21 protein-coding genes are annotated in these 21,186 nt (G+C 68.4%); 15 read left to right on the top strand and 6 right to left on the bottom strand.

Annotation, left to right across the window (positions count from 1 at the left end; all coding sequences use genetic code 11):
* Positions 1-152: 152 nt before the first annotated feature.
* Together ACFOSH_RS12460 and ACFOSH_RS12455 are read left to right on the top strand one after the other, a co-directional pair.
* The gene (locus ACFOSH_RS12460) at positions 153-731 is read left to right on the top strand and encodes a TetR/AcrR family transcriptional regulator (protein WP_378238958.1); all 579 of its coding nucleotides are present in this window, start codon (positions 153-155) and stop codon (positions 729-731) included.
* A complete protein-coding gene (locus ACFOSH_RS12455) occupies positions 732-1,643 on the top strand; it encodes an SDR family NAD(P)-dependent oxidoreductase (protein ID WP_378238957.1) in 912 nt (303 codons plus the stop codon). It begins immediately after the preceding gene.
* Positions 1,644-1,661: 18 nt separating this feature from the next.
* Here ACFOSH_RS12455 and ACFOSH_RS12450 read toward each other — a convergent pair whose 3' ends face one another.
* The 3 genes from ACFOSH_RS12450 to ACFOSH_RS12440 form a co-directional block, all read right to left on the bottom strand.
* Complete coding sequence (locus ACFOSH_RS12450; RefSeq protein ID WP_378238956.1) at positions 1,662-2,075, bottom strand: VOC family protein; 414 nt, start codon at positions 2,073-2,075, stop codon at positions 1,662-1,664.
* Positions 2,076-2,156: 81 nt separating this feature from the next.
* Complete coding sequence (locus ACFOSH_RS12445; protein ID WP_034314242.1) at positions 2,157-2,813, bottom strand: response regulator; 657 nt, start codon at positions 2,811-2,813, stop codon at positions 2,157-2,159.
* On the bottom strand, positions 2,810-4,018 hold the full coding sequence (locus tag ACFOSH_RS12440) for a sensor histidine kinase (RefSeq protein ID WP_449224180.1): 1,209 nt from the start codon (positions 4,016-4,018) through the stop codon (positions 2,810-2,812). Before ACFOSH_RS12440 ends, ACFOSH_RS12445 begins: the two co-directional genes overlap by 4 nt.
* Before the next feature lie 195 nt (positions 4,019-4,213).
* On the opposite strand from ACFOSH_RS12440, the gene ACFOSH_RS12435 reads away from it, so the two are divergent.
* The 11 genes from ACFOSH_RS12435 (at position 4,214) to ACFOSH_RS12385 (ending at position 15,958) form a co-directional block, all read left to right on the top strand.
* A complete protein-coding gene (locus ACFOSH_RS12435; RefSeq protein WP_378239169.1) occupies positions 4,214-5,749 on the top strand; it encodes a dynamin family protein in 1,536 nt (511 codons plus the stop codon).
* A 212-nt stretch (positions 5,750-5,961) separates the two neighbouring features.
* Positions 5,962-6,441: a YqeB family protein gene (locus ACFOSH_RS12430; RefSeq protein ID WP_378238954.1), complete on the top strand. Its 480-nt coding sequence runs from the start codon at positions 5,962-5,964 to the stop codon at positions 6,439-6,441.
* Positions 6,438-7,094, top strand: coding sequence for a TetR/AcrR family transcriptional regulator (locus tag ACFOSH_RS12425; protein ID WP_378238953.1), 657 nt, complete (start codon positions 6,438-6,440; stop codon positions 7,092-7,094). Before ACFOSH_RS12430 ends, ACFOSH_RS12425 begins: the two co-directional genes overlap by 4 nt.
* Positions 7,095-7,127: 33 nt before the next feature.
* Positions 7,128-7,631: a nucleotide exchange factor GrpE gene (gene grpE, locus ACFOSH_RS12420; RefSeq protein WP_378238952.1), complete on the top strand. Its 504-nt coding sequence runs from the start codon at positions 7,128-7,130 to the stop codon at positions 7,629-7,631.
* Positions 7,628-9,463, top strand: coding sequence for a dynamin family protein (locus tag ACFOSH_RS12415; protein ID WP_378238951.1), 1,836 nt, complete (start codon positions 7,628-7,630; stop codon positions 9,461-9,463). The genes grpE and ACFOSH_RS12415 overlap by 4 nt, the downstream gene beginning before the upstream one ends.
* Positions 9,464-9,554: 91 nt before the next feature.
* Positions 9,555-10,274 (top strand): DUF6802 family protein, encoded by a 720-nt coding sequence (locus tag ACFOSH_RS12410; RefSeq protein ID WP_378238950.1) that lies wholly within the window; start codon positions 9,555-9,557, stop codon positions 10,272-10,274.
* Between the two features lie 407 nt (positions 10,275-10,681).
* Positions 10,682-12,505: a phosphoenolpyruvate carboxykinase (GTP) gene (locus ACFOSH_RS12405; protein WP_378238949.1), complete on the top strand. Its 1,824-nt coding sequence runs from the start codon at positions 10,682-10,684 to the stop codon at positions 12,503-12,505.
* Positions 12,506-12,590: 85 nt separating this feature from the next.
* A complete protein-coding gene (locus tag ACFOSH_RS12400; protein WP_378238948.1) occupies positions 12,591-13,463 on the top strand; it encodes an LLM class F420-dependent oxidoreductase in 873 nt (290 codons plus the stop codon).
* Complete coding sequence (locus tag ACFOSH_RS12395) at positions 13,460-14,065, top strand: ABC transporter ATP-binding protein (protein ID WP_378238947.1); 606 nt, start codon at positions 13,460-13,462, stop codon at positions 14,063-14,065. Before ACFOSH_RS12400 ends, ACFOSH_RS12395 begins: the two co-directional genes overlap by 4 nt.
* Positions 14,059-15,306: a DUF6297 family protein gene (locus tag ACFOSH_RS12390; protein ID WP_378238946.1), complete on the top strand. Its 1,248-nt coding sequence runs from the start codon at positions 14,059-14,061 to the stop codon at positions 15,304-15,306. Before ACFOSH_RS12395 ends, ACFOSH_RS12390 begins: the two co-directional genes overlap by 7 nt.
* A gap of 76 nt (positions 15,307-15,382) precedes the next feature.
* Positions 15,383-15,958, top strand: a complete 576-nt coding sequence (locus ACFOSH_RS12385; protein ID WP_378238945.1) for an EndoU domain-containing protein — start codon at positions 15,383-15,385, stop codon at positions 15,956-15,958.
* 77 nt (positions 15,959-16,035) lie between these two features.
* Here the strand turns inward: ACFOSH_RS12385 and ACFOSH_RS12380 are convergent, their stop codons facing one another.
* Together ACFOSH_RS12380 and ACFOSH_RS12375 are read right to left on the bottom strand one after the other, a co-directional pair.
* The gene (locus ACFOSH_RS12380) at positions 16,036-16,314 is read right to left on the bottom strand and encodes a helix-turn-helix domain-containing protein (protein WP_378238944.1); all 279 of its coding nucleotides are present in this window, start codon (positions 16,312-16,314) and stop codon (positions 16,036-16,038) included.
* Positions 16,315-16,449: 135 nt separating this feature from the next.
* On the bottom strand, positions 16,450-18,066 hold the full coding sequence (locus tag ACFOSH_RS12375; protein WP_378238943.1) for an alpha/beta hydrolase: 1,617 nt from the start codon (positions 18,064-18,066) through the stop codon (positions 16,450-16,452).
* A 203-nt stretch (positions 18,067-18,269) separates the two neighbouring features.
* Between ACFOSH_RS12375 and ACFOSH_RS12370 the strand changes: the two genes are divergently transcribed.
* Together ACFOSH_RS12370 and mctP are read left to right on the top strand one after the other, a co-directional pair.
* On the top strand, positions 18,270-18,548 hold the full coding sequence (locus ACFOSH_RS12370; protein WP_378238941.1) for a DUF3311 domain-containing protein: 279 nt from the start codon (positions 18,270-18,272) through the stop codon (positions 18,546-18,548).
* Positions 18,545-20,188, top strand: a complete 1,644-nt coding sequence (gene mctP, locus ACFOSH_RS12365; RefSeq protein WP_378238940.1) for a monocarboxylate uptake permease MctP — start codon at positions 18,545-18,547, stop codon at positions 20,186-20,188. The genes ACFOSH_RS12370 and mctP overlap by 4 nt, the downstream gene beginning before the upstream one ends.
* Here mctP and ACFOSH_RS12360 read toward each other — a convergent pair whose 3' ends face one another.
* The gene (locus tag ACFOSH_RS12360) at positions 20,189-20,809 is read right to left on the bottom strand and encodes a hypothetical protein (protein WP_378238939.1); all 621 of its coding nucleotides are present in this window, start codon (positions 20,807-20,809) and stop codon (positions 20,189-20,191) included.
* Positions 20,810-21,186: the final 377 nt, after the last annotated feature.

The following is a 21,186-nucleotide window of genomic DNA, read 5'->3' as shown; positions in this document are numbered from 1 at the left end:
CATGTGGGTGGCCGAGCGCGTCATCCTGAGGTGCCAACCCGGTACCCGACCTGAGAAGTAGCTTGCCGTCTCCCGACGGCGTACGCGATCGGTGACACCCCTGAGAGTGACCCTGAATCGTCAGGGTTAATGAACCGTGGTTCAATAATGACATGGCGAGACCTCGCACCATCACCGACGAGCGGCTGCTGACCGCGGCGGGGACCGTGATCGGCATGGTCGGCCCGGGTTTCACACTGGCCCAGGTAGCGGCGGAGGCCGGGGTCGCGGTCGGCACCGTCGCCCAGCGGTTCGGCTCGAAAAACGGCCTTTTGCAGGCGTTGAGCCGGTTGAACACGCAGTCCGTCGTAAGGCTGATGCGGGACTGCGGCGAACTGGCCGATCCCGTGGAGGCCCTGCGCGCGGCGGTCGTCGTGATCTACGAGGGCTTGGGGACGGCGGAGACCGCGGCGAACCACCTCGGGCAGTTGGGAGTGGACATCGGTGATCCGGACCTCCGCGCCCTGCTGGGTGAACATTTCACCGCCGTGGAAGCGGAACTGCGGCGGCTGACGCGGGTCGCGGCGCGTGACCTGCCGGGTGCGCCGGGGGTCGTCCGTGCGGCGCGAGTGCTGCTGGGGGTGGCGAACGGGGCCGCGCTGGATTGGTCGATCCGGCCGAAGGGCCGGTTCGTCGACCGAATGGGGCAAGACGTGGACGCGGTGCTGACCGCGTGGAAAGGAGTGTCCTGAATGGACCGGAAAGTGGCCGTCGTCACGGGGGCGACGCGGGGATGTGGCCGGGCGATCGCGGTGGAACTGGGCAGGCTCGGCTGGACGGTGTTCGTCACCGGCCGCACGACGCGGGACCGGCAGTCGCCGATGAAGCGGTCGGAGACGATCGAGGACACCGCGGAGCTCGTCGACGCGGCGGGCGGCCGGGGGATCCCCGTCCGCACCGACTTCACCGAAGTGTCCGATGTGGACGCTCTGAAGGCGCGGATCGAGTCCGAAGTGGACGGCCGGATCGATCTCCTGGTCGACGACGTCTGGGGCGGCGACCCGTTCGCGGACTTCGACGGGGCGTACTGGGACTCCAGCCTCGACGACGCGCTCACGCTGGTGCACAACGCGATCGACACGCACCTGATCGCGTTGCACCGGTTGCTGCCGCTGGTCGTCCGGCGGGAGGGCGGACTCGTCATCGAGGTCACCGACGGTGACCACGACGAGTACGTCGGCGCGGGAATCCCGTATTTCCTCGCGAAATGCGGGATCCGCGCGATCGGCAGGGCGCTCGGTGCCGAACTGAAGAAGTACGCCTGCGTCGGCATGACCGTCACGCCGGGTTTCCTGCGGTCGGAGGCGATGCTCGACTACTTCGGGATCACCGAGGACACCTGGCGTGACGCGGTGGGCAAGGCCGCCCCGGTCGACTTCGCCATCTCCGAGACCCCGGCGTTGCTCGGGCGCGGGGTCGCGAAGCTGGCGACCGACCCGGAAGTGTCGCGGTTCGCGGGCAAGACGCTCGCGTCGTGGACGCTGATGAACGAGTACGGCCTGACCGACGTCGACGGCTCACGCCCGGACTTCGGCAAGTGGATGGCCGAAGTCCGGGACAAGGGCAAGGACCCGGAGGCGGCCGACCACTCCCTGTACCGCTGAGACCGTGCTGGCCGGGGCCTACTTCTTCCCGGCCAGCACGTCCAGGTAGTGCTGGTTGAACATCACGCCGAGAACGTTGCCGAAGGGGTCGACGACGGCCGCTGTCACGAAGCCCGGACCGCGCTCGATGATCGGCTCGTACTCCTTCGCGCCCTTCTCAAGCAGCTTCGCGAAGGCGTCCTCGACGTTGTCGACGGCCCAGTTCGCGATGGCTCCACCGGGGCCGGGCTGGGCGAGCGGCGGCCGGTAGTCGCCGCGGACCAGGCCGAACTCGTGCTGATAGTCGCCGATCCGGAACTCGGCGTACGCCGGCTTCTCGTCGGGACCGTTGCGGACGAAGTACGGCTCGGCCCCGAACAGGTCCGAGTACCACTCGATCGCGGCAGCCATGTCGTCGGCGTAGAACGTGGTGGTGGTGAGACCTCGCAACATTTCCTTCTCCTCAGGTAGTGGCTCTGAAAAGAAGGATCCACCGCAAAGTGCTCACCGAATGACCACTTTTCCGGCCGGGTTTCAGGTGACCCCGGGACGCGCCAGCCCGGTCTCGTAGGCGAGCACCACGGCCTGCACCCGATCACGCAGATCCAGCTTGGACAGGATCCGCCCGACATGCGTCTTCACCGTCGCCTCGGACAGGAACAGCGTCTCGGCGATCTCCAGGTTCGAGAGGCCCTTCGCGATCAGCACGAGCACCTCCCGCTCCCGCTCGGTGAGGACGTCGAGCTCGGCCGCGTCCCGCAGCGGCTTCCCGCCGCCGCCGACGAACCGGTCGAGCAGCCGCCTGGTCACCGAAGGCGAGACGACGGCGTCGCCCGAAGCGACCGCCCGCAGCGCCGACACCAGGTGATCCGGCTGCGTGTCCTTCAGCAGGAACCCGCTCGCCCCGCCCTGCAGCGCCGAATAGACGTACTCGTCCAGGTCGAACGTCGTCATCACGAGCACCCGCGCCGTCCCGGCCTCGACGATCCGCTTCGTCGCCTCGACCCCGTCCAGCACCGGCATCCGGACGTCCATCAGCACGACGTCCGGCCGCAGTTCCTCGGCCAGGCGGATGGCCTGCGCACCGTCTCCCGCCTCGCCGACGACGTCGATGTCCGCCTGCGCGCCCAGGACCATCCGGAACCCGACGCGCATCAATTCCTGGTCGTCGACGACCACCACCCGTATCACGTCGCCAACCTAACCGGGAGCCTCGCGTGCACCTGCCACCCTCCACCGGGAGCGGGGCCGACCTCCAGCGTGCCGCCGAAGACGTTCGCCCGTTCCCTCATTCCGATCAATCCGTTCCCGCCGGGGACGGCGAGTTTCCGAGGTCCCGACGGCGCGGCGGACGAACCCGCCTTCGTGGCGGCGGGTACCAGTTGTTTCGCGCGGCCGGCACCGTCGTCGGTGACCCGGACGTCGATCACGTCCTTCTCCCGGCGCACCAGCACCTCCGCCTGCGCGCCCTGACCGGCGTGCTTCAGCGTGTTCGTCAGCGACTCCTGCACGATCCGGTACACGCCGAGCGAGACACCGGCGGGCAGCCCTTCCAGCGCGTCGGAGCCGATCGCCAGTGTCACCGGCACCCCCGCCTGGCGGATCCGGTCCGCGAGGTCGGTCAGCGCGCTGGCGTCCGGCTGCGGCACGCGCGGCTCGTCGTCACCGTCGCTGCGGAGCACGTCCAGCAGCCGCCGCAGTTCGGCGAGCGCGCCGCGGCCGGTCTCCGAAATCGTCTGCAAGGCCCGCTTCGCCATCTCGGGATTCCCGTCGACCGCGTAGCCCGCGCCGTCGGCCTGCACGACCATCACGCTCACCGCGTGCGCGACGACGTCGTGCAGCTCGCGGGCGATCCGGCCGCGTTCCTCGCCGACGGCGATCCTGGTCGCCTGGTCCCGTTCCGTCTCAAGTAGATGCAACCTGGCTTCCACCTCCTCGTGATAGGCGCGCCTCGCACCGGCGAACTCGCCGAGCGTCCAGCACAGTGCTGCGGAGAAGACGCCGATGATCACCAGCACCCACAGGTCCTCCGGCGGGTCGACCCACATCTGGACACCGGAGATGACGAAGGTCGCCAGCAGGTACAGCAGCCCCTGCCTGCGTCCCACGTAGACCAGCACCGAGTAGATGCTGATGATCACCGCGAACGCGCTGGCCGCGCCCAGCTCCAGCGCCCCGTGCGGGATGCCGATCAGCAGCAGCAGGTACGCCGACCACAGCGTCGCCTTCCGCCGGAAGACCAGCGGGACGACCATCGCGATGTCCAGCGGAACGACCACGTACCAGGGCGGCATCGGGACTTCCGGGGTCTCGACGGCCGCCACGTAGAACAGCAGGTCGGTCAGCAACAGGACGACGGCGATGAGACTGTCCCCCGCCATGGGGTGGGCACGCATCCAGAGACTCAACCGTCGCACCTGGTAACACTATGTCGGCCCGGACCGCTCGCGCGTCGGTCGCCGGTACCACCTTCGGTGCGACCCGAGGATGAGCGGCATGGCACGATTCGGGGCGGCACGCTCGACGACTGGGAGGGGGCGGGCGCCGTGACGTCAGCGACGGAGCAGGGCCGTCTCGCCGGCCCGCTGTCGATGTCGGTGGCGAATCTCTGTCACCGCCTGCAGCCGCAGGTGTCCGCGCGTACCGCGGCCGGGTTCGCCGAGGTGCTGCGACGGCTGGGCGGTCCGCTCCAGGTCGCCGTCGCCGGCCGGATCAAATCGGGTAAGTCCACACTGGTCAACGCCCTGATCGGGCGCCGGGTCGCGCCGACCGACGTCGGCGAGTGCACCCGGCTGGTGACCCGGTTCCAGTACGGCACCGTCGACCGCGTCGAGATCGTCTTCAACGACGGCCGGAAACAGGTGCTGCCCTTCGCCGCCGACGGGATGATCCCGGCCGAGCTGGGCATCGACATCGACAAGGTCTCGCATATCGAGGCCTACCTCACCAACGCGGTACTGCAGGGCATGACCGTCATCGACACCCCCGGCCTCGGGTCGCTCGACGCCGCTTCGGTGTCGCGGACCGAGCAGCTGCTGGGCGCGGCGAAGCACCGTAAGCCCGACGACGCGGAAGAAGAGGACGAAGAGGGTTCGGACGAGCTGGACGACACCTCGCGCAACGCCGTCGCGGGTGCCGAGGCCGTGCTCTACGTCGTCACGCAGGGCGTGCGCGCCGACGACCAGCAGGCGCTGGCCGCGTTCACCGCCGCGACCGCGAGCCGCGAGGCGGGTCCGGTCAACGCGATCGCGGTCCTCAACAAGGCCGACACCATCGCGCCTGAGTCGGTCGAAGGCTCGGGCGGCGACGTGTGGAAAGCCGCGACGCTGTTGTCGGAGAAGCAGGCCGCGACGCTGAAGCCGCGGATCGCGGACGTGCTGCCGGTGATCGGGCTGATCGCGGAGTCGGCCGAGTCCGGCGGGTTCTCCTCTCCCGACGCCGAGGCGCTGCGCCAGCTGGCCGGGATGGACGACGACATCCTCGAGACCATGCTGATCTCGGCGGACATCTTCACCAGCTGGGAATGCGACGTCGCGTCGGGTATCCGGCTGCGGTTGCTGGAGAAACTCGACCTGTTCGGCGTCCGGTACGCCGTCGAGGCGATCCGGGCGGAGCCGGAGATCACCGCGGGCTCGCTGCGACGGAAGCTGCTCGACGCCTCCGGCCTCGAAGCCGTCCGCCAGCGGCTGAGCATCGTCTTCGCCGCCCGCGCAGACGGCATCAAGGCGGCCGCCGCGCTGGCTTCGGTCACCGCGCTGGCCCACGCGTCGGGCGACCCGGCCGAGCGACAGCGCGTCCACGACGCGATCGAGGTCCTGCTCGCCAAGCCCGAGGCGCACCAGCTGCGGCTGCTCGAAGCGCTCACGCTGGTCGCGTCCGGCGCCGTCGACATGCCCGAGGACCTGTCCGAGGAGGTCCTGCGGGTCGGCAGCAACGCCGACATCGGCGCCCAGCTCGGCAAGCCGGGCGCTCCCCGTGCCGAGCTCGCGGCCCACGCGCTGGAACGCGCCGGCTGGTGGCGCTCCTTCGCGTCCTTCGGCGCGACGCCCGCCCAGAGCCGCGTCGCGCACGTCGTGCACCGGGCGTACTTCCTCATCTGGCAGCAGATCCGCGACCCGCAGGCCTGACGCCCTTCCGCGTTTGCACGCGCAAGTACCGCATTTAGAGGACGGAACGCGCGGGTCGGGGTGGTCGTGAGTGGCGAGTGTCGTTAGAACGACACTCGCCACTCACGACCACCTGGACCGGCCCGCCACCCGCGCTTCCCCCTCCCCGGTCCCGCATACCCCTTCAGCACCCCGGGATTGATAAACCGAGCGCTCGGTCTAATAATGGCACCATGGAAACGATCGTCGACGAGCCCCAGTGGCTGCGCACGGCCTCCTGGCTCGGCTGCCCGCTCGCGGGCGCCGCGCTCGGCTGGTTCCTCCAGTCGATCTCGGGCTGGGTGGCCTCCCTGAGCTGGGTCCCGTTCAAGGGTCCGTTCCAGCTCTTCTCCGACATCCCCCAGCCCTGGGGCACGATCGCCGGACTCGGCGCCGGCCTGGTCCTCGGCCTGCTGTTCGCCGCGGTCTGGGCGCACGAACGGCTCATCGTCAAGGTGACCTCGACCCGCATCACGCTGACCGCCAAGGGCCGCAGCCGCGCCTACGAAGCCAAGCTCCAGGCCGTCTTCCTCGACGGCAAGGAGCTCGTCCTGCTCGCCGCCGACGGCCGGGAGCTGGCGCGGGAGAAGGGCGACGTCGACCGCGAAGCCGTCGCCAAGGCCTTCGTCGAGCACGGCTACCCGTGGCACGCCGAGCCACCGGCGGTGAAATGAGGACGGTCGACCCGGCCAAGCACGAGGCGAAACGCCGCGCGATCCTCGACGCCGCCGCCTGGTGCTTCTCGGAGAAGGGCTTCGAAAAGACCACGACGGCGGAGATCTGCCGGGCCGCGGGGATCAGCACCGGCAGCCTGTTCCACTACTTCCCGAACAAGCGCGCGGTGTTCGTCGGCATCTTCGAGCAGGACGGCGACGAGACCACGGCCCTGATCGCGGCCGCCCGCGAACTCGAAGACCCGTGGGAGGCGATCCTCCACGTCCTCTTCCAGGTCTCCGAACAGCTCCTCCAGCCCGTCGCGGCCAGGCTCGTCCTCGAGGTCGCCGCGCAGTGCGCCCGCGACGCCGAACTGGCCGGGCTCGTCCAAGGCAACGACCGCGTCCTGCGCGACGGTCTGGTCGGCCTCGTCACCCGGGCGGTGGACGCGGGCCGGATCGATCCCGGCCTCGACCCGAAGACGGCGGCCAGCTGGCTCGTCGCGCTGGTCGACGCGCCGCTCTCTCGCGTGATTCTGGAGCCGGACCTCGATCCGACGGCGGAACTCGCGGTGATGAAGGTGCTCATCACCAGATTCCTTCGCCCCGTTCTGCCGATTTCGCCCCCGGCGGGCGGGCGGGTGTCCGACACTGGTGAAATCTCTCCGGGCTGATCGGTAAGCCCGGGACACCAGTAACGGGGGTCGATGCGGGTGGGAGCCTGGCTGCGCAAGAAGGCGGTCGACGAGGAGAACCCGGACGATGTGCCGACCGGCCAGATCTCGGCCGTGAGCATCGCGGCGATCATCGCCGAAGCGGACGGCGGGACTTCGCCTTCCGAGGGAACCGAGGCCGTCGAAGCCACGTCGAAGACCGATGTGGAGTCCACGACCACGGGTCCGGCCGACCTCGAACAGGCTCTCGCCGACAGGCAGGCGCTGATCCAGCTCTGCCTGTACGCCCTCGACCGCGCCCGCAGCGGCGGTGTCGTCGAGCGGCTCGAACACGGTCTCGCCGGGCTCGGCGTCCATGCCCTGCGCCCGGACGGCGAGCGGTTCGACCCGGCCGTGCACGAGGCCGGCGGCGCTGTCCCGACCGAAGACCCGGCACTCGAAGGGCTCGTCGCGGAGACCGAGGTCGTCGGCTTCGCCGATCACGACCGGGTCCTGCGCGCGCCGATCGTCATCGTCTACGCGAAGAAGGCCCAGTGACCGCTCCGAGCGCGTCGGCCAACCTGCCCGCGGTCGTGAAGAGTACGCGCGAGCAGCTGCTCACCGTCGTCCGCGAAGCCGATCCTCAGGCCGCGAAATGGGTCGAGGACATCCGGAAGGCACGGCCGAAGAAGCCGTCGGTCGTGGTGGTCGGCGAGACCAACCGCGGCAAGAGTTCCCTCGTGAACGCGCTCCTCTCCATGCCGGGACTGTCCCCTGTGGACGCCGACGTCGCCACGGCGACGTACCTCGTCTTCGAGCACGCCGCGCAGTGGTCGGCGCAGGCCTGCTACCCCGGCCAGCTCGCGCCGGTGCCGATCAACCTCAACGACCTGATCCACTGGGTCTCGGCCGCGCACGAACTGCCGGAAGGGCAGCTCCCGCCGCGCTACGTCGAGGTCTCCGGCCCGGTCCCACTGCTCGAACGTGTGTCCCTTGTGGACACCCCGGGCGTCGGCGGACTCGACTCGATGCACGGCGAACTGGCGAAGGAGGCGGCCGCCGGCGCCACCGCGCTGCTGTTCGTCGTGGACGCCTCCTCGCCGTTCACCGCGCAGGAGCTGCAGTTCCTGCACGACATGGGCGAGCGCGTCGAGACCGTGCTGTTCGCGCTCACCAAGACCGACCAGTTCCGCGGCTGGCGCGAGGTCCTCGAAGCCGACCGGCGGCTGCTCGCCGAGCACGCGCCCCGGTTCGCCGACGCGGTGTTCCACCCGGTTTCCGCGCGCATGTTCGAGACGGCGGCCAAGGCCCCGAACGAGCAGATGGCCATGATGCTGCGCGAGAAGGCCGGGATCGCCGCACTGCAGGGCGCGCTGCAGGAGATGCTGGTCGGCCGCTCGGCGATGCTGGGCGAGGCCAACACCCTGCGCGCGCTGTCGAGCGCGCTCGCCGAGCTCAAGGCGAAGGCGCAGGCGGAAAGCCGCGCGCTGTCCGCCGGCGAGGCCGAGGCGGAACAGCTGCGCCAGCGCCGCGACGACCTGAGCACCGAACGCCGCTCGTCGACGCGGGGCTGGCAGCTGAAGCTGCGCGCGGAGATCCAGCGGACCCGGGTCGAGGTCGGACACGAGACCAGCAGGCAGATGCGCGACGCGTCGACCCACTTCCGGCAGCGGATCGACGGCTCGAAGCGCGACGACCTCGCCGCGCTGCCCCAGCAGGTCGACATCGCGCTGCAGACGACGTCGCAGCGGATCTCGATGCTGCTCTCCCAGCGGCTCAACCAGGTCACCAACGTCGCCCTCGCGGAGCTGTTCTCGGCCGAAGAGCTCGACATCATCCGCGGCCAGTTCGCCAGGGCGGGCGGCCCGCCGGTCGTCCTGCGCCCGCCGGACAAGAAGCCGCCGACGGCCGAGGACAAACTGCTCATCTTCATGGGTGTTTCCGGTGGTCTCGGCGCCGGGAAGGTCGCCGCGCTGCCGCTGGCGGGCGTCGCGATCCTGAACCCGGTGATCCTGCCCGCCACGATCATCATCGGCCTCGGCGCCGGCTGGTGGATGGCGCGGACCCGCAAACACGCGTCGGACAAGCAGCACATGAAGCAATGGCTGGTCGAGGCGATCGCCGACGCGCGGTCCACCTTGGACCAGCTCGTCGCGGAGCAGCTGATCGAAGCCGAACAGCAGCTGTCGATGGCGCTCGACGAAGCCCTCGGCCGCCGCATCGACGCGATCGAGGCGGAGCTGAAGGAAGTCGACAAGACGATCAAGATGGGCGCGCAGGAGCGGGCGAAGAAGATCTCGGTCGTCGCGAAGCGCCTGAAGGACGTCTCCGACGGCCGCGACCGCGCTGAGGCACTGCTCGGGCGCATTCGGTCACTGCGCGACGCCTGACCAGGGTGGTGCTGTTGTGGACCGGAACCGAACGGGCCTACGGTGAGTCATAAGCTTCGACACACCAGCAGGTCAACGAGGGGGTTATCCCATGTGGGTCGACGAGAGCGGCGGCACGGACACCGAGGCGGGCTCCACGGAGGCGGTCACGGTCCACGTTGACGGCGAGGAGTACCAGGCCGAGCTCAACTACGACCTCGACAAGGACGGCGTCAACGACGCCGCGGTCATCCAGCACGAAGACGGCACCGGCCAGGCGTTCGTCGACACCGACGGCGACGGCGAGGCCGATCAGTACGCGGTGCTCGACGAGAACGGCAAGGTCGTCCAGGAGGCCGTCTACGACGAGGCCTCCGGCGCCTGGGTCGAAGCGGGCGGCGGCAACGACGACGGTTCCGACGCGGGCACCAGCGGCACCATGCACGCCGACATGCCCAGCGGCGACGTCGAGGTCGGCCCGCCGACGATCGACACCGACGGTGACGGAACCCCGGACACCGCCGTCATCCAGACCGAGGACGGCCGCACGATCGCCTTCACCGACAAGGACGGCGACGGCAAGGCCGACATCGCGGTGGAGACCGACGCCTCCGGCAACTCCAAGACCTACGAGCACACCGGACCCGGCCAGTGGACCGAGACCGGCAGCGGCGTGGTCAACGAGGACATCGGCTCGGCCTTCGCGAGCACTCCGGCGGCCGCCGAAGGCGACCCCGCGGGCGACGCGGCCTGGGGCGGCGCGGGCACGGAAACACTCGAAGGAGTGGCGAAGATCGATTCCGCCACCGGCCAGTGGATCAGCCCCAACTAAATCCTGAAATGGACTAAACCAATAGAAGAATGGTTTAGTCCATTTCGACAGGCCAATTCGTGTAATCCTGGTCACAGAACAGCCCGGTACGAGACCTCGTACCGGGCTTTCTCCTGTCCGATTCGCCCTCCGGCCGCCCCGCCGTTGTGCCTTCGATCACCGGAAGAATTTCTGCGTATGGCCCATTCCGGTGATACTGAATCGATTCCCTTATCGTTCTTGTGAGAGAACCGACAGGTCAGCTCTCGGTTACCTGCCGGTCATCCGGCTACTCTCGGGGAATCCCAAAACCCGCACACCGGTCTTCCCGCCGGTGTGCGAAGCCATTCGGTCGCCGGCACTGAAGCCCGCATCGGAACAGCGTCGTTCCCGATGTGGGCTTCTGCCGTCGGAAGTCAGGAGTAGAGATGACCGCAGTCGCCATCCCCGGACTGGAAAAAGCGCCGACGACGCACAGCGGCGTGCTGTCCTGGGTCCGGGAGGTCGCCGAACTGACCACCCCGGACCGCGTGGTGTGGGTCGACGGGTCCGACGAAGAGGCCGCGCGTATCAACGCCGAGCTCGTCTCCGCCGGCACGTTCGTGCAGCTCGACGCGAAGCCCAACTCGTACTGGGCCGCCTCCGACCCGAATGACGTCGCCCGTGTCGAAGAGCGCACCTTCATCTGTTCGGACAACGAATCCGACGCCGGTCCCACCAACAACTGGATGGACCCGGCCGAGATGAAGGCCACGATGACCGAGCTGTACCGCGGGTGCATGCGCGGTCGCACGATGTACGTGATCCCCTTCTGCATGGGCCCCCTCGGAGCCGAGGACCCCAAGCTCGGCATCGAGATCACCGACTTCGCCTACGTCGTCGCGTCCATGCGCGTGATGACCCGCGCCGGCAAGGCCGCGCTGGACAAGTTCGTCACCGAGGACGGCACCGAGCGCTCGTTCGTCCCCGCCCTGCACTCCGTCGGCGCGCCGCTGGAGCCGGGTCAGCAGGACGTCTCCTGGCCGTGCAACACCACCAAGTACATCTCGCACTTCCCCGAGAGCCGCGAGATCTGGAGCTACGGCTCCGGCTACGGCGGCAACTCGCTGCTGGGCAAGAAATGCTACTCGCTGCGCATCGGCTCGGTCATCGCCCGCGACGAGGGCTGGCTGGCCGAGCACATGCTGATCCTCAAGCTGATCTCGCCCGAGGACAAGGTCCACTACGTCGCGGCCGCGTTCCCGAGCGCCTGCGGCAAGACCAACCTCGCCATGCTGCAGCCGACCATCCCCGGCTGGCGTGCCGAGACCCTCGGTGACGACATCGCCTGGATGCGGTTCGGCGAGGACGGCCGCCTGTACGCGGTGAACCCCGAGTTCGGCTTCTTCGGCGTCGCGCCGGGCACCGACTGGCACACCAACCCGAACGCGATGCGCACCATCGAAAAGGGCAACACGGTCTACACGAACGTCGCGCTCACCGACGACGGCGACGTCTGGTGGGAGGGCATGGGCGAGAAGCCCGCGCACGCCACCTCCTGGAAGAAGCAGGAGTGGACGCCGGAGTCGGAAGAGAAGGCCGCGCACCCGAACTCGCGCTACTGCACGCCGATGTCGCAGTGCCCGATCCTCGCGCCCGAGTGGGACGACCCGCAGGGCGTGCCGATCTCGGCGATCCTGTTCGGCGGCCGCCGCAAGACCACGGTCCCGCTGGTGAACGAGGCCCGCGACTGGCAGCACGGCGTGTTCATGGGCGCCACCATGTCGTCGGAGACCACCGCGGCCGCCGCCGGCGCGGTCGGCAACGTGCGCCGCGACCCGATGGCCATGCTGCCGTTCCTCGGCTACCACGCCGGTGACTACTTCAAGCACTGGCTGGACCTCGGCAAGAACGCCGACGCGGACAAGCTGCCGAAGATCTTCTACGTCAACTGGTTCCGCCGCGGCGACGACGGCCGCTTCCTGTGGCCGGGATTCGGCGAGAACTCGCGGATCCTGAAGTGGGTCATCGAGCGCGTCGAGGGCAAGGGCAACGCGAACGAGACCCCGGTCGGCTTCGTGCCGTCCGCCGAGGACCTCCACACCGAGGGCCTCAAGGAGCCGCTGGCCGACATCCAGGCCGCGCTGGACGTCTCCGCCGACGAGTGGCGCAAGGAACTGCCGCTGATCGAGGAGTGGTTCGAGAAGATCGGCGACAAGGTCCCGTCGTCGCTCCGTGACGAGCTCGACGCGTTGAAGCAGCGCCTCGGCTGATAAACCGAACGCCGGAGTGGGCCTCATCCCCGGGGTCGTTCCTGGGGATGAGGCCTTCTTCTTTCGCGCTGAGTACCGTGGGCGCATGGTCAAATTCGGCGTCAACATGGTCGTCCCGGAGACTCGCGCGGCTTGGGTCGACAAATGCCGCAAGGCCGAGGACCTCGGGTTCGACGTGATCGGCGCGGCCGACCATCTCGGCATGGCACCGCCGTTCCCGGCGCTCGTGCTGGCCGCCGAAGTGACGAGCCGTCCGCGGCTCAACACCTTCGTCATCAACACCGCCTTCTACAACCCGGTGCTGCTGGCCCGCGACGTCACCGGCACGGACCAGTTCACCGAGGGCAGGCTGGAACTCGGCCTGGGAGCCGGTTACGTGAAGGCCGAATTCGAAGCGGCGGGGATGGAATTCCCCCGCGCCGGAAAGCGCGTCGACCATCTCGAAAACACCATCAAAGAACTCAACCGGCTTTATGCCGACGAAAACCACAAACCGCCCACGGTGCAGAAACCGGGCCCGCCGCTGATGATCGCCGGTCGCGGCGACAGGCTGCTCACGCTCGCCGCCGAACACGCCGACATCATCGGGTTCACCGGCACGGCGGCCGTGCCCGACGGGGGCCCGCTCGCCGTCGACGACGCGGCCGGAATCGAGGAGCGGGTGAACTTCGTCCGCGGGAAACTGAACGGCCGCGCCGCCGAATTCAATATCCTCCCGCATTTCATCGTCGTGGTCGAAGACCGGCAAGAGGGGCTGGAGAACCTGCGCGATCTGCTCGACGGCGCGCTGACCGTGGCGCAGCTCGCCGAATTGCCGACCGCGCTCGTCGGGACGCACGAGCAGATCGCCGAACAGGTCCTGGCGCATCGCGAGCGGTTCGGCTTCGGCTATTTCACCGTGCTGGAGCACAACATGGACGCGTTCGCGCCGGTCATCGAGTTGTTGCGCGACAAATGATCGACGTACGCGGGCTCGGCGTCCAGGCCGGGGAGCACTGGTTGTTCGACGGTCTCGATTTCGAGGTCGAGGCGGGCGAATGCGCGGTCATCGTCGGCCCGAACGGGGTCGGGAAATCGACCCTGCTGCGGTGCCTGTACGGAACGCAGGTCCCTCAGCGGGGCCGGGTCGTCGTCGCGGGCGGAAAGCCCGACGAACGTGACGTTTCCTTTCGCCGCAAGGTCTCCGTCCTGTTCGACGATTCCGACTTCTTCGCCGAACTGACCCCCCTCCAGCATCTCGAACTGCTGGAGGGTTCGTTCGGCGCCGATCTCGGCGATTTCGACGCGCTTCTGTCGGACGCGGGCCTTTCCGAACGCGCGAAGGTCACCGCGGGCAAGTTCTCGGCGGGGCAGCGCCGTCGTCTGCTTCTCCTCGGCGCGACGGCGCGGCCGCACGACGTGCTGCTGCTCGACGAGCCGGAAAGGGCGCTCGACGTCGCCGGGAAGGAATGGCTGACGTCCCTGATCGCGCGGTCGACCGCCGCCGGGGCGGCCGTCGTCGTGGCAACGCACCATCCCCCGCTGCTCGAAGCGGCCGACTCGACCCTCGAGTTGTGGTGAGCACGAAAGCCCCCACGCATGTCCCGGGGCGACAGCGGTTCGGCGGGCTGCTCAACGGGGACTACCAGACCTTCCTGGCGCTGTTCGGGTTCGGCGCGCTCTTCACCGCGTTCGAGAACCTCCCGAAGCTGCGTTCATTCCTTTTCGGACTGTCCGTTGTGGACTTCTCGGCGGTGTTCGGTCTGCTGATCGTGCTGTGCGCGATGTTCTGGCGCAGCCTGCTGCGCCGCGGCTTCGTCTGGGCCGAACCGGCGACGCTGACGTGGATGGACTTCGCCGGCGTCGACAGGCGCCGTGTCGTCGTGAAGCGGATGTGGACGCTCTGGCTCGGGCTGGTCGTGGTGGTCGGCTACACCGGGGCGCTGGTCACCGCGATCGGCGGCGGATCGCGCGACGTGTGGATCGCGATGTCGGCGTTGACCGCCGCCGGGGCGATCCTGGCCGCCGTCACCGCGCGGCGGACGGCGATCCGCGGGGAGACCGCGGGGCCGGTCGTGCTCGCGCTGGCCGGTCTGGCGGTGGCCGCCGCGGGGCTGGGCCCGATCGCGGTCGAGGTGCTGGCCGGCGCGCTGTTCGTCGTCGCGGTGGCGGTGGCCTTCGGCGGCGAGCCGATGTCCGGGGTCGGGCGCCAGGAGCTCGTCGACGGGTGGAACGCGCGGCTTCTGCGGGCGATGGCCGCGGTCTTCATGGATCCGATGCTGCTGATCCCGGAATCGAAGCCGGTGCCGTGGACGACGCTGCGGCGTCCGACGACGCTGCGGCTGGCGTGGGCCGGGGTGCTCGGCCGACGGCGCTACGCGGCGACCAGTGTGGTCATCGCGTGCCTGGCCGGTCTTGGGCACCTGGCTTTCCCCGCCGTCCCGATGGGGCCGCTCTTCGCGTTCGGCGCGTACGCGGCGCTCGTGCCGTTCGTCGGCGGGCTCGGCGAGCTGTGGCGCAACCCCGGCCGCAGGCGGTGGCTCGGGGCGTCCGATGGGGAGTTGCGGCTGGTCAACGGCCTGGTGATCGCGGTACTCGGGCTCGGGTGGGGAGTGCTGCTCGGTCTGGTGACGCTGACGCTCGGGGTGTCTCCTGCCTGGCAGGTGTGGCTCGCTGTCCCGCTCGCCGTGGTCGCCGCGCTGCGGACGGCGACCAGGCCGCCGATGAACTACGACGTCAGCGGCGGGGCGGCCGGGCTGCAGGCCTTGCGCGGCGTCGACGTGCTGGCCGTCGGCTCCGTCTTGCTCAGTGTGATCGGCTGAGGTCACCCGTTCCCGCGTTCGGATCATTCGGATACTCCGAACGCGGGTTACCCTCGATGCGACGAAAGGAGCACGAGTGGGCGGCGGGCACGCACCGGGAAACGGGCGGCGGGCGACCAGCGAGTTCCCCGCGGGCTGGACCGACGAGCAGATCATCGCGGTGATCAAGGATGTCGCGAACGATCCGAGTGAACCGCGCCGCAGACAGCACAACGGCCGCTGGCGCTGCGCCGGCGAGCGGTACGGCGTGCACCTGATCGTGCTGGTCGAGGACAACGGCAACGTCAAGACGGGTTATCCGGTGGCTGGTCCCGGGGTGGTCCGCAATCCCGACACCGCGACCGATCCGGCGAACCCGACCGTCGCCGACCTCGCCGCCGGCCGCATCAGCTTCTTCGGCGACAGCCTGCTCGACCAGATCGCCGATCGTGTCGCGCCGGACGTCCTGGCCTTCTACCGCACGCTGCACTGGTCCGGCGAGTGGGAAGAACTGGCGGACGTCCTCGTCGCCCACGCGGTGAAGGAGAACCTGCGGCTCTCTGTGGACGAGTACGCGACCCTGGAAAGCCTGCTGAACAGCTTCGACCTGCCTGTCGACGGTTTCCTCTACCTGAACGACCGAGCGCACACCCTGGCCGCCCTGCGCCCCTGACCCGCGTGATCCGCCCCCAATCACGCGTGTGCGCCTTCTGATCACGCGTGTGCGCTTTCTGATCACGCGAGATCGCCCTAACTGGCTTCGGCGACCACTCCGGCGCCCGTGTTTTCCACGGTCGCCCGCAGCACGTCCAGCGGCAGCCCGACGGCGTCCGCGATCGCCGCCACCGTGAAGAACGCGGGCGTGGGGATCCGGCCGGTCTCGATCTTCCGGAGCGTCTCCACCGAGATCCCGGCCTCCGCCGCGACCTCGACCATGCTCCGCGACGCCGACGCGCGCGCGTCCCGGAGCGCCAGCCCCAGCCGCTCGCCTCGTTCGCGTTCCTCGTCCGTCAACGGCACTCGTACCATGAGGCCAATACTAATACCGGTCAACCCACCGAGTTACCCCCAGCCTGTGGACAACTCTGTGCACAGGTCTGTGGACCGACCAAAAGAAGGGCCCCGCCGAGCCGAAACTCGACGGGGCCACAATCCCTAGGGGCTTCAGCCGCCCGCGGGCACCGGAAGTGGGAGTCCGGGGAGGCTCTGGTCGTTCGGCACCTTGCCGTCGACGAGGTAGTCCTCCACGACCTTGTCCACACCCGCGTTGCCGCCGGCGTAGATCCCGTGGTCACCCTCACCGGTCACGGTGATCATCCGCGAGTTGGCGAACGCGCGGTGCGCACGGGTCGCGCCCTCGATCGGGGTCGCCGGGTCGTGCACCGACTGGACGATCAGCACCGGCGGGACGCCGCGGCCGTCGAGCTTCGGCAGGTCGACCGGCTTGTTCTTCCAGAAGATGCACGGCTGGATCAGCCAGCCGGCGCCGAGCAGCGGCAGATCGCGGTCGATCAGCTTCTGCGACTGGCGGATGACGCTCTGCCGGTTGCCGGTCCACGGGCCCTCGTTGCAGGGGATGGACCAGAAGCTGGCGTTGTAGGCGTCGCCGTCGCTCGGGACGAACAGCGGCTGCGGGCCGATGACGCCGTCACCGTCCACCGTCTCCGCCTTGACCTTCTGGGCGGCCGCGGCCTTCTGCTGCTGGGTCCCGGTGCCCTCGGTCAGCGTCTTCAGGTTGACCAGGTAGTCGGCCAGCGCCGTGAAGTTGCGCTTCGAGTAGAGGTACGACGCGATGGTCGAGTCGAGGGCGTTGGCCGACACCGGGACGCCGTCCACCTCGACCGGGTTCTGCGTCAGCGCGAAGCGGACCTTCTCGTAGCTCTGGCGCGCGGCTTCACCGTTCTTGCCGAAGCCGTAGACCTTGTCGTACTTGCCCATCCACGGCAGGAAGTCCTGACGCCAGCGGCGCTCGAAGCCGAGCGGCTGCCCGTCGAACGAGTTCTGCCAGGTCGTCGTGAACTCGGTCGACGAGTCGAGCAGGAACTTGCCGGTCCGGGTGGGGAACTGCTGCGCGTAGTGCGCGCCCATCCAGGTGCCCGCCGAGTAACCGACCCAGTTGATCTTGTCGCGGCCCAGGAGGACACGCAGCAGGTCGATGTCGCGGATGGTCTGGGCGGTGTTGATGAGCGGGCCCAGCTCGCCGGACTTCACCTGGCACGAGTCCGCCGCGTACTTGGTGGCGTCCAGGATCAGGTTGAGGTTCGCCCGGCTGCGGTCGCGCGGGTCCAGGTCGGAGCCGGTGCCGATCGCGTTGCCGCAGGTGATGTTGGTGCTCTTGCCGGTGCCGCGCGGGTCGAGACCGATGATCTCCTGGTTCACGCGCAGCTTCGTCTGGTTACGCAGACGGGCCGGGAAGTTACGGCCCGGAGCGCCGGGGCCACCCGGGTTCGTGATGACACTGGCCGTCGCGTTGCCGCTGGTGGCGGCGAGGCGGCTGACGGCGATCGTCAGGTCGATGTTCTCGTTCGACTTGTACCAGTTGCGCGGCGAGCGGTAAGTCGCGCACTCGATGTTTTCGGCCCCCGGAGGCGGTGCGGACGGCAGCTCGTTGGCCGCGCACTTGTGCCAGTCCAGCTTCTGGTTCGTGTACTGCGCCGGAATGTTGGTGGAGTTCAGAGGCTGCTGTTTGGCAGCCTCCGGTCCTGCGAACGCAGGAGTGAACCCGGCCAGCATGGTGCCGGCGACAGCCGGGATCACCACCGCATAGCGGAGTTTCTTCATCCGATGCCCCTTTGATCTTGCGTGCGAAGGTTCCTGTTCGCGACTTGCGGCTATTGATATCCGGCGGGGAGCGGGACGGCAACCGCCCTTCGTCGGATCGGGCGTCGCTGATCAAATCGATATCGGGCACGCGTGACCCGGGTGGGGGAGAGGTTCTAGGGTCATCGGGTCCATCCGGGTACGGGAATGTTAGGTGAGGTCCGATGGCGTCAGGTAAGGCAGACGGGAAGGTGAGGGGCTTTCAGTTCAGCCCCTGGAACCTCCTGCTGATCATCCCGTTGCTGGTGCTGATCACGTCCTTGTTCAACGCGGACGGCCCCCGGCTGTTCGGGATGCCGTTCTTCTACTGGTTCCAATTCGTGTTCGTGGCCGTCGGCGTCCTGTGCACCGGGATCGTCTTCGTGATGACCAAGGACAAGCCGACCAGTGACCGTCCCGACCGGCTGTCCGTGGACAAGCTCGACGAGGGGGACGTCAAGTGAGCAACATCCAATGGCCAGAGCTGATCATCTTCGCGGCCCTCTTCGCGGTGGTCACCGTGCTCGGCTTCGTCGCGTCACGCTGGAAGGCCGGCAACACCCTCGACCACCTGGACGAATGGGGCCTCGGCGGACGCAAGTTCGGGTCGTGGATCACCTGGTTCCTGCTCGGCGGTGACCTCTACACGGCGTACACCTTCGTCGCCGTCCCCGCGCTGATGTTCAGCGCCGGCGCGATGGGCATGTTCGCGCTGCCTTACACGATCATCGTCTACCCGATCGTGCTGATGCCGGCGCTGCGCATGTGGTCGGTCTCCCGTGTCCGCGGCTACGTCACGCCCGCCGACTTCGTCCGCGGCCGGTTCGGCTCGCCGACGCTGGCGCTGCTGATCGCGATCACCGGGATCATCGCGACGATGCCGTACATCGCGCTGCAGCTCGTCGGCCTCGAAGCGGTGCTCCGGACCATGGGCATCAACGGCTCCGGCATCGTCGGGCACCTGCCGCTGCTGGTCGCCTTCATCATCCTGGCGGTCTACACCTACCAGTCCGGCCTGCGCGCGCCCGCGCTGATCGCGTTCGTCAAGGACATCCTGATCTACCTCGTGATCATCGTGGCGATCATCTACCTGCCCTCGAAGCTCGGCGGCTGGTCGGCGATCTTCGACTCGGCGCAGGCGAAGTTCGACAAGACGCCGTCGAAGGCGGACGGCATCCTGCTCAACGCGAACAACCAGTTGCAGTACGCGACGCTTGCGCTCGGTTCGGCGCTCGCGCTGTTCCTGTACCCGCACTCGCTCACCAGCGTGCTCGCTTCGCGTGGCCGCAGCGTGATCAAGCGGAACATGGTCGCGCTTCCGGCGTACTCGCTGGTCCTGGGTCTGCTTGCGCTGCTCGGCTACGTCGCGATCAGCGCGTCGGTCTCCCCGATCACCAACAACGCGACCGGCAAACCCGACACGAACACCGTCGTCCCGGTGCTGTTCGATTCGCAGTTCTCGTCGTGGTTCGCCGGGATCGCGTTCGCCGCGATCGGCATCGGCGCGCTGGTGCCGGCGGCGATCATGTCGATCGCGGCGGCCAACCTGTGGACCCGCAACATCTACAAGGAGTACATCAAGAAGAACGCGACGCCGGGCCAGGAGGCGAAGCAGGCCAAGCTCGCTTCGCTGATCGTGAAGTTCGGCGCGGTGGCGTTCATCCTGTTCATCGACCCGCAGTTCTCGATCGACCTCCAGCTCATCGGCGGGGTGCTGATCCTGCAGACGCTGCCCGCCGTGGCGATCTCGCTCTACACGCGGTGGTTCCACCGCTGGGGCCTGATCGCGGGCTGGGTCGTCGGCATCGGCTGGGGCCTGATCATGCTCTACAACATCCCGAACGCGGCGACAGGCAAGTCGCACTTCGGCGGCTCGGCGCTGGCGCTGGACAAGCTGTCGATCTTCGGCTGGCACCCGCTCAGCGGTTCGCAGCTGCAGATCTACGTCGGCTTCGTGGCGCTGGTGGCGAACCTGCTGATCGCGGTGATCTTCACGGTGATCGCGCGGCAGATGAAGGTCTTCAACGGCACGGACGACACCGAGCCCGAGGACTACCACGCCGACGAACACGACAAGGACCTCCGCGAGATCGGCGTCCACTAGTCAGCTCTGCGAAGGGGCCGCGTCCAGTCTGGACGCGGCCCTTTTCGCTGCCGCCGTCGCGGTCAGGTAGAGGACGAGCCCGTTCAGCAGGTGCCAGACGAAATGCGTCCCGGCGGGGAAGTTCCCGCAGACGGTGTGGTCGGCCGTGCGGAACGAAAGGGACACGCCGAAGACGCCCGCCGCGAGGGCGAACCTGCGGCGGTGTTCGCCCTTGAGGATGATCGCGAAGACCACGAGCCCGATCAACGCCGAGAGGTACAGCCCGCCGCCCAGCGACGCGACGACGGCGGTGAAGGCGAGGAACAGGGGGATGGCCAGCCAGGACAGCCTGCGGCTGACGCCGAAGAACAGATGCGGGAACGCGGCGGCGTAGTACAGGACGAACACCAGGATGAAGCCGGTGTCGGCGGCAGCGGACCAACGGGTGGCGAGCAGGTGAAAGGCCGTGCTGCCGAGGAACACCAGTCCGATGAGGACAGCGAAGACGCGGCCCTTCGGCTGCCGCCAGACGGCGATCGCCGCGATCAGGAACGCGAGGTTGCTGAGACTGTTGAGCGGCTCGCCCCAGAGCCCGGGGGCCAGGCGTTCGCAGTAGCCGTCGAGGTACTCGGTCCAGTTCACTCCCCAAGACAACCCTGCCCGCGTGAACCCCAGGTTTTCAGGAGCCGGACACGTCGCGAAAGCCACTTTCACGACTTCTGACGTCGAAAGTGGCTTTCGCGTCACCCCTCTCCCCGCCCCTGCCCACTTGTCCACACCCCACCCCCGTTGTGGACAACCAGCCCCCTGAACCCCCAAGATTCCGCTTCCCGACACCCCCTCCCGATACGCTGGTGCGGGGCGCGCCCCCCTGGGACCAATGCCACTTACTTAGCGGGTTGCGGGTCTGGCCGCGGTGGTGTTGTTGCTGATTGTAACGGGGCGTGAGGTAGCGTTCCATTGTGGGCGTGACGCGTGATTTGCAGTCGATGGTGAGTGATCATGATCGTTTGACTGAC

Origin of the sequence: Amycolatopsis speibonae (assembly GCF_042647925.1) — a bacterium.
Lineage (GTDB): Bacteria > Actinomycetota > Actinomycetes > Mycobacteriales > Pseudonocardiaceae > Amycolatopsis > Amycolatopsis speibonae.
The sequence above is the reverse complement of the archived record's forward strand: the minus strand, read 5'-3'. Positions and strand labels throughout refer to the sequence as shown.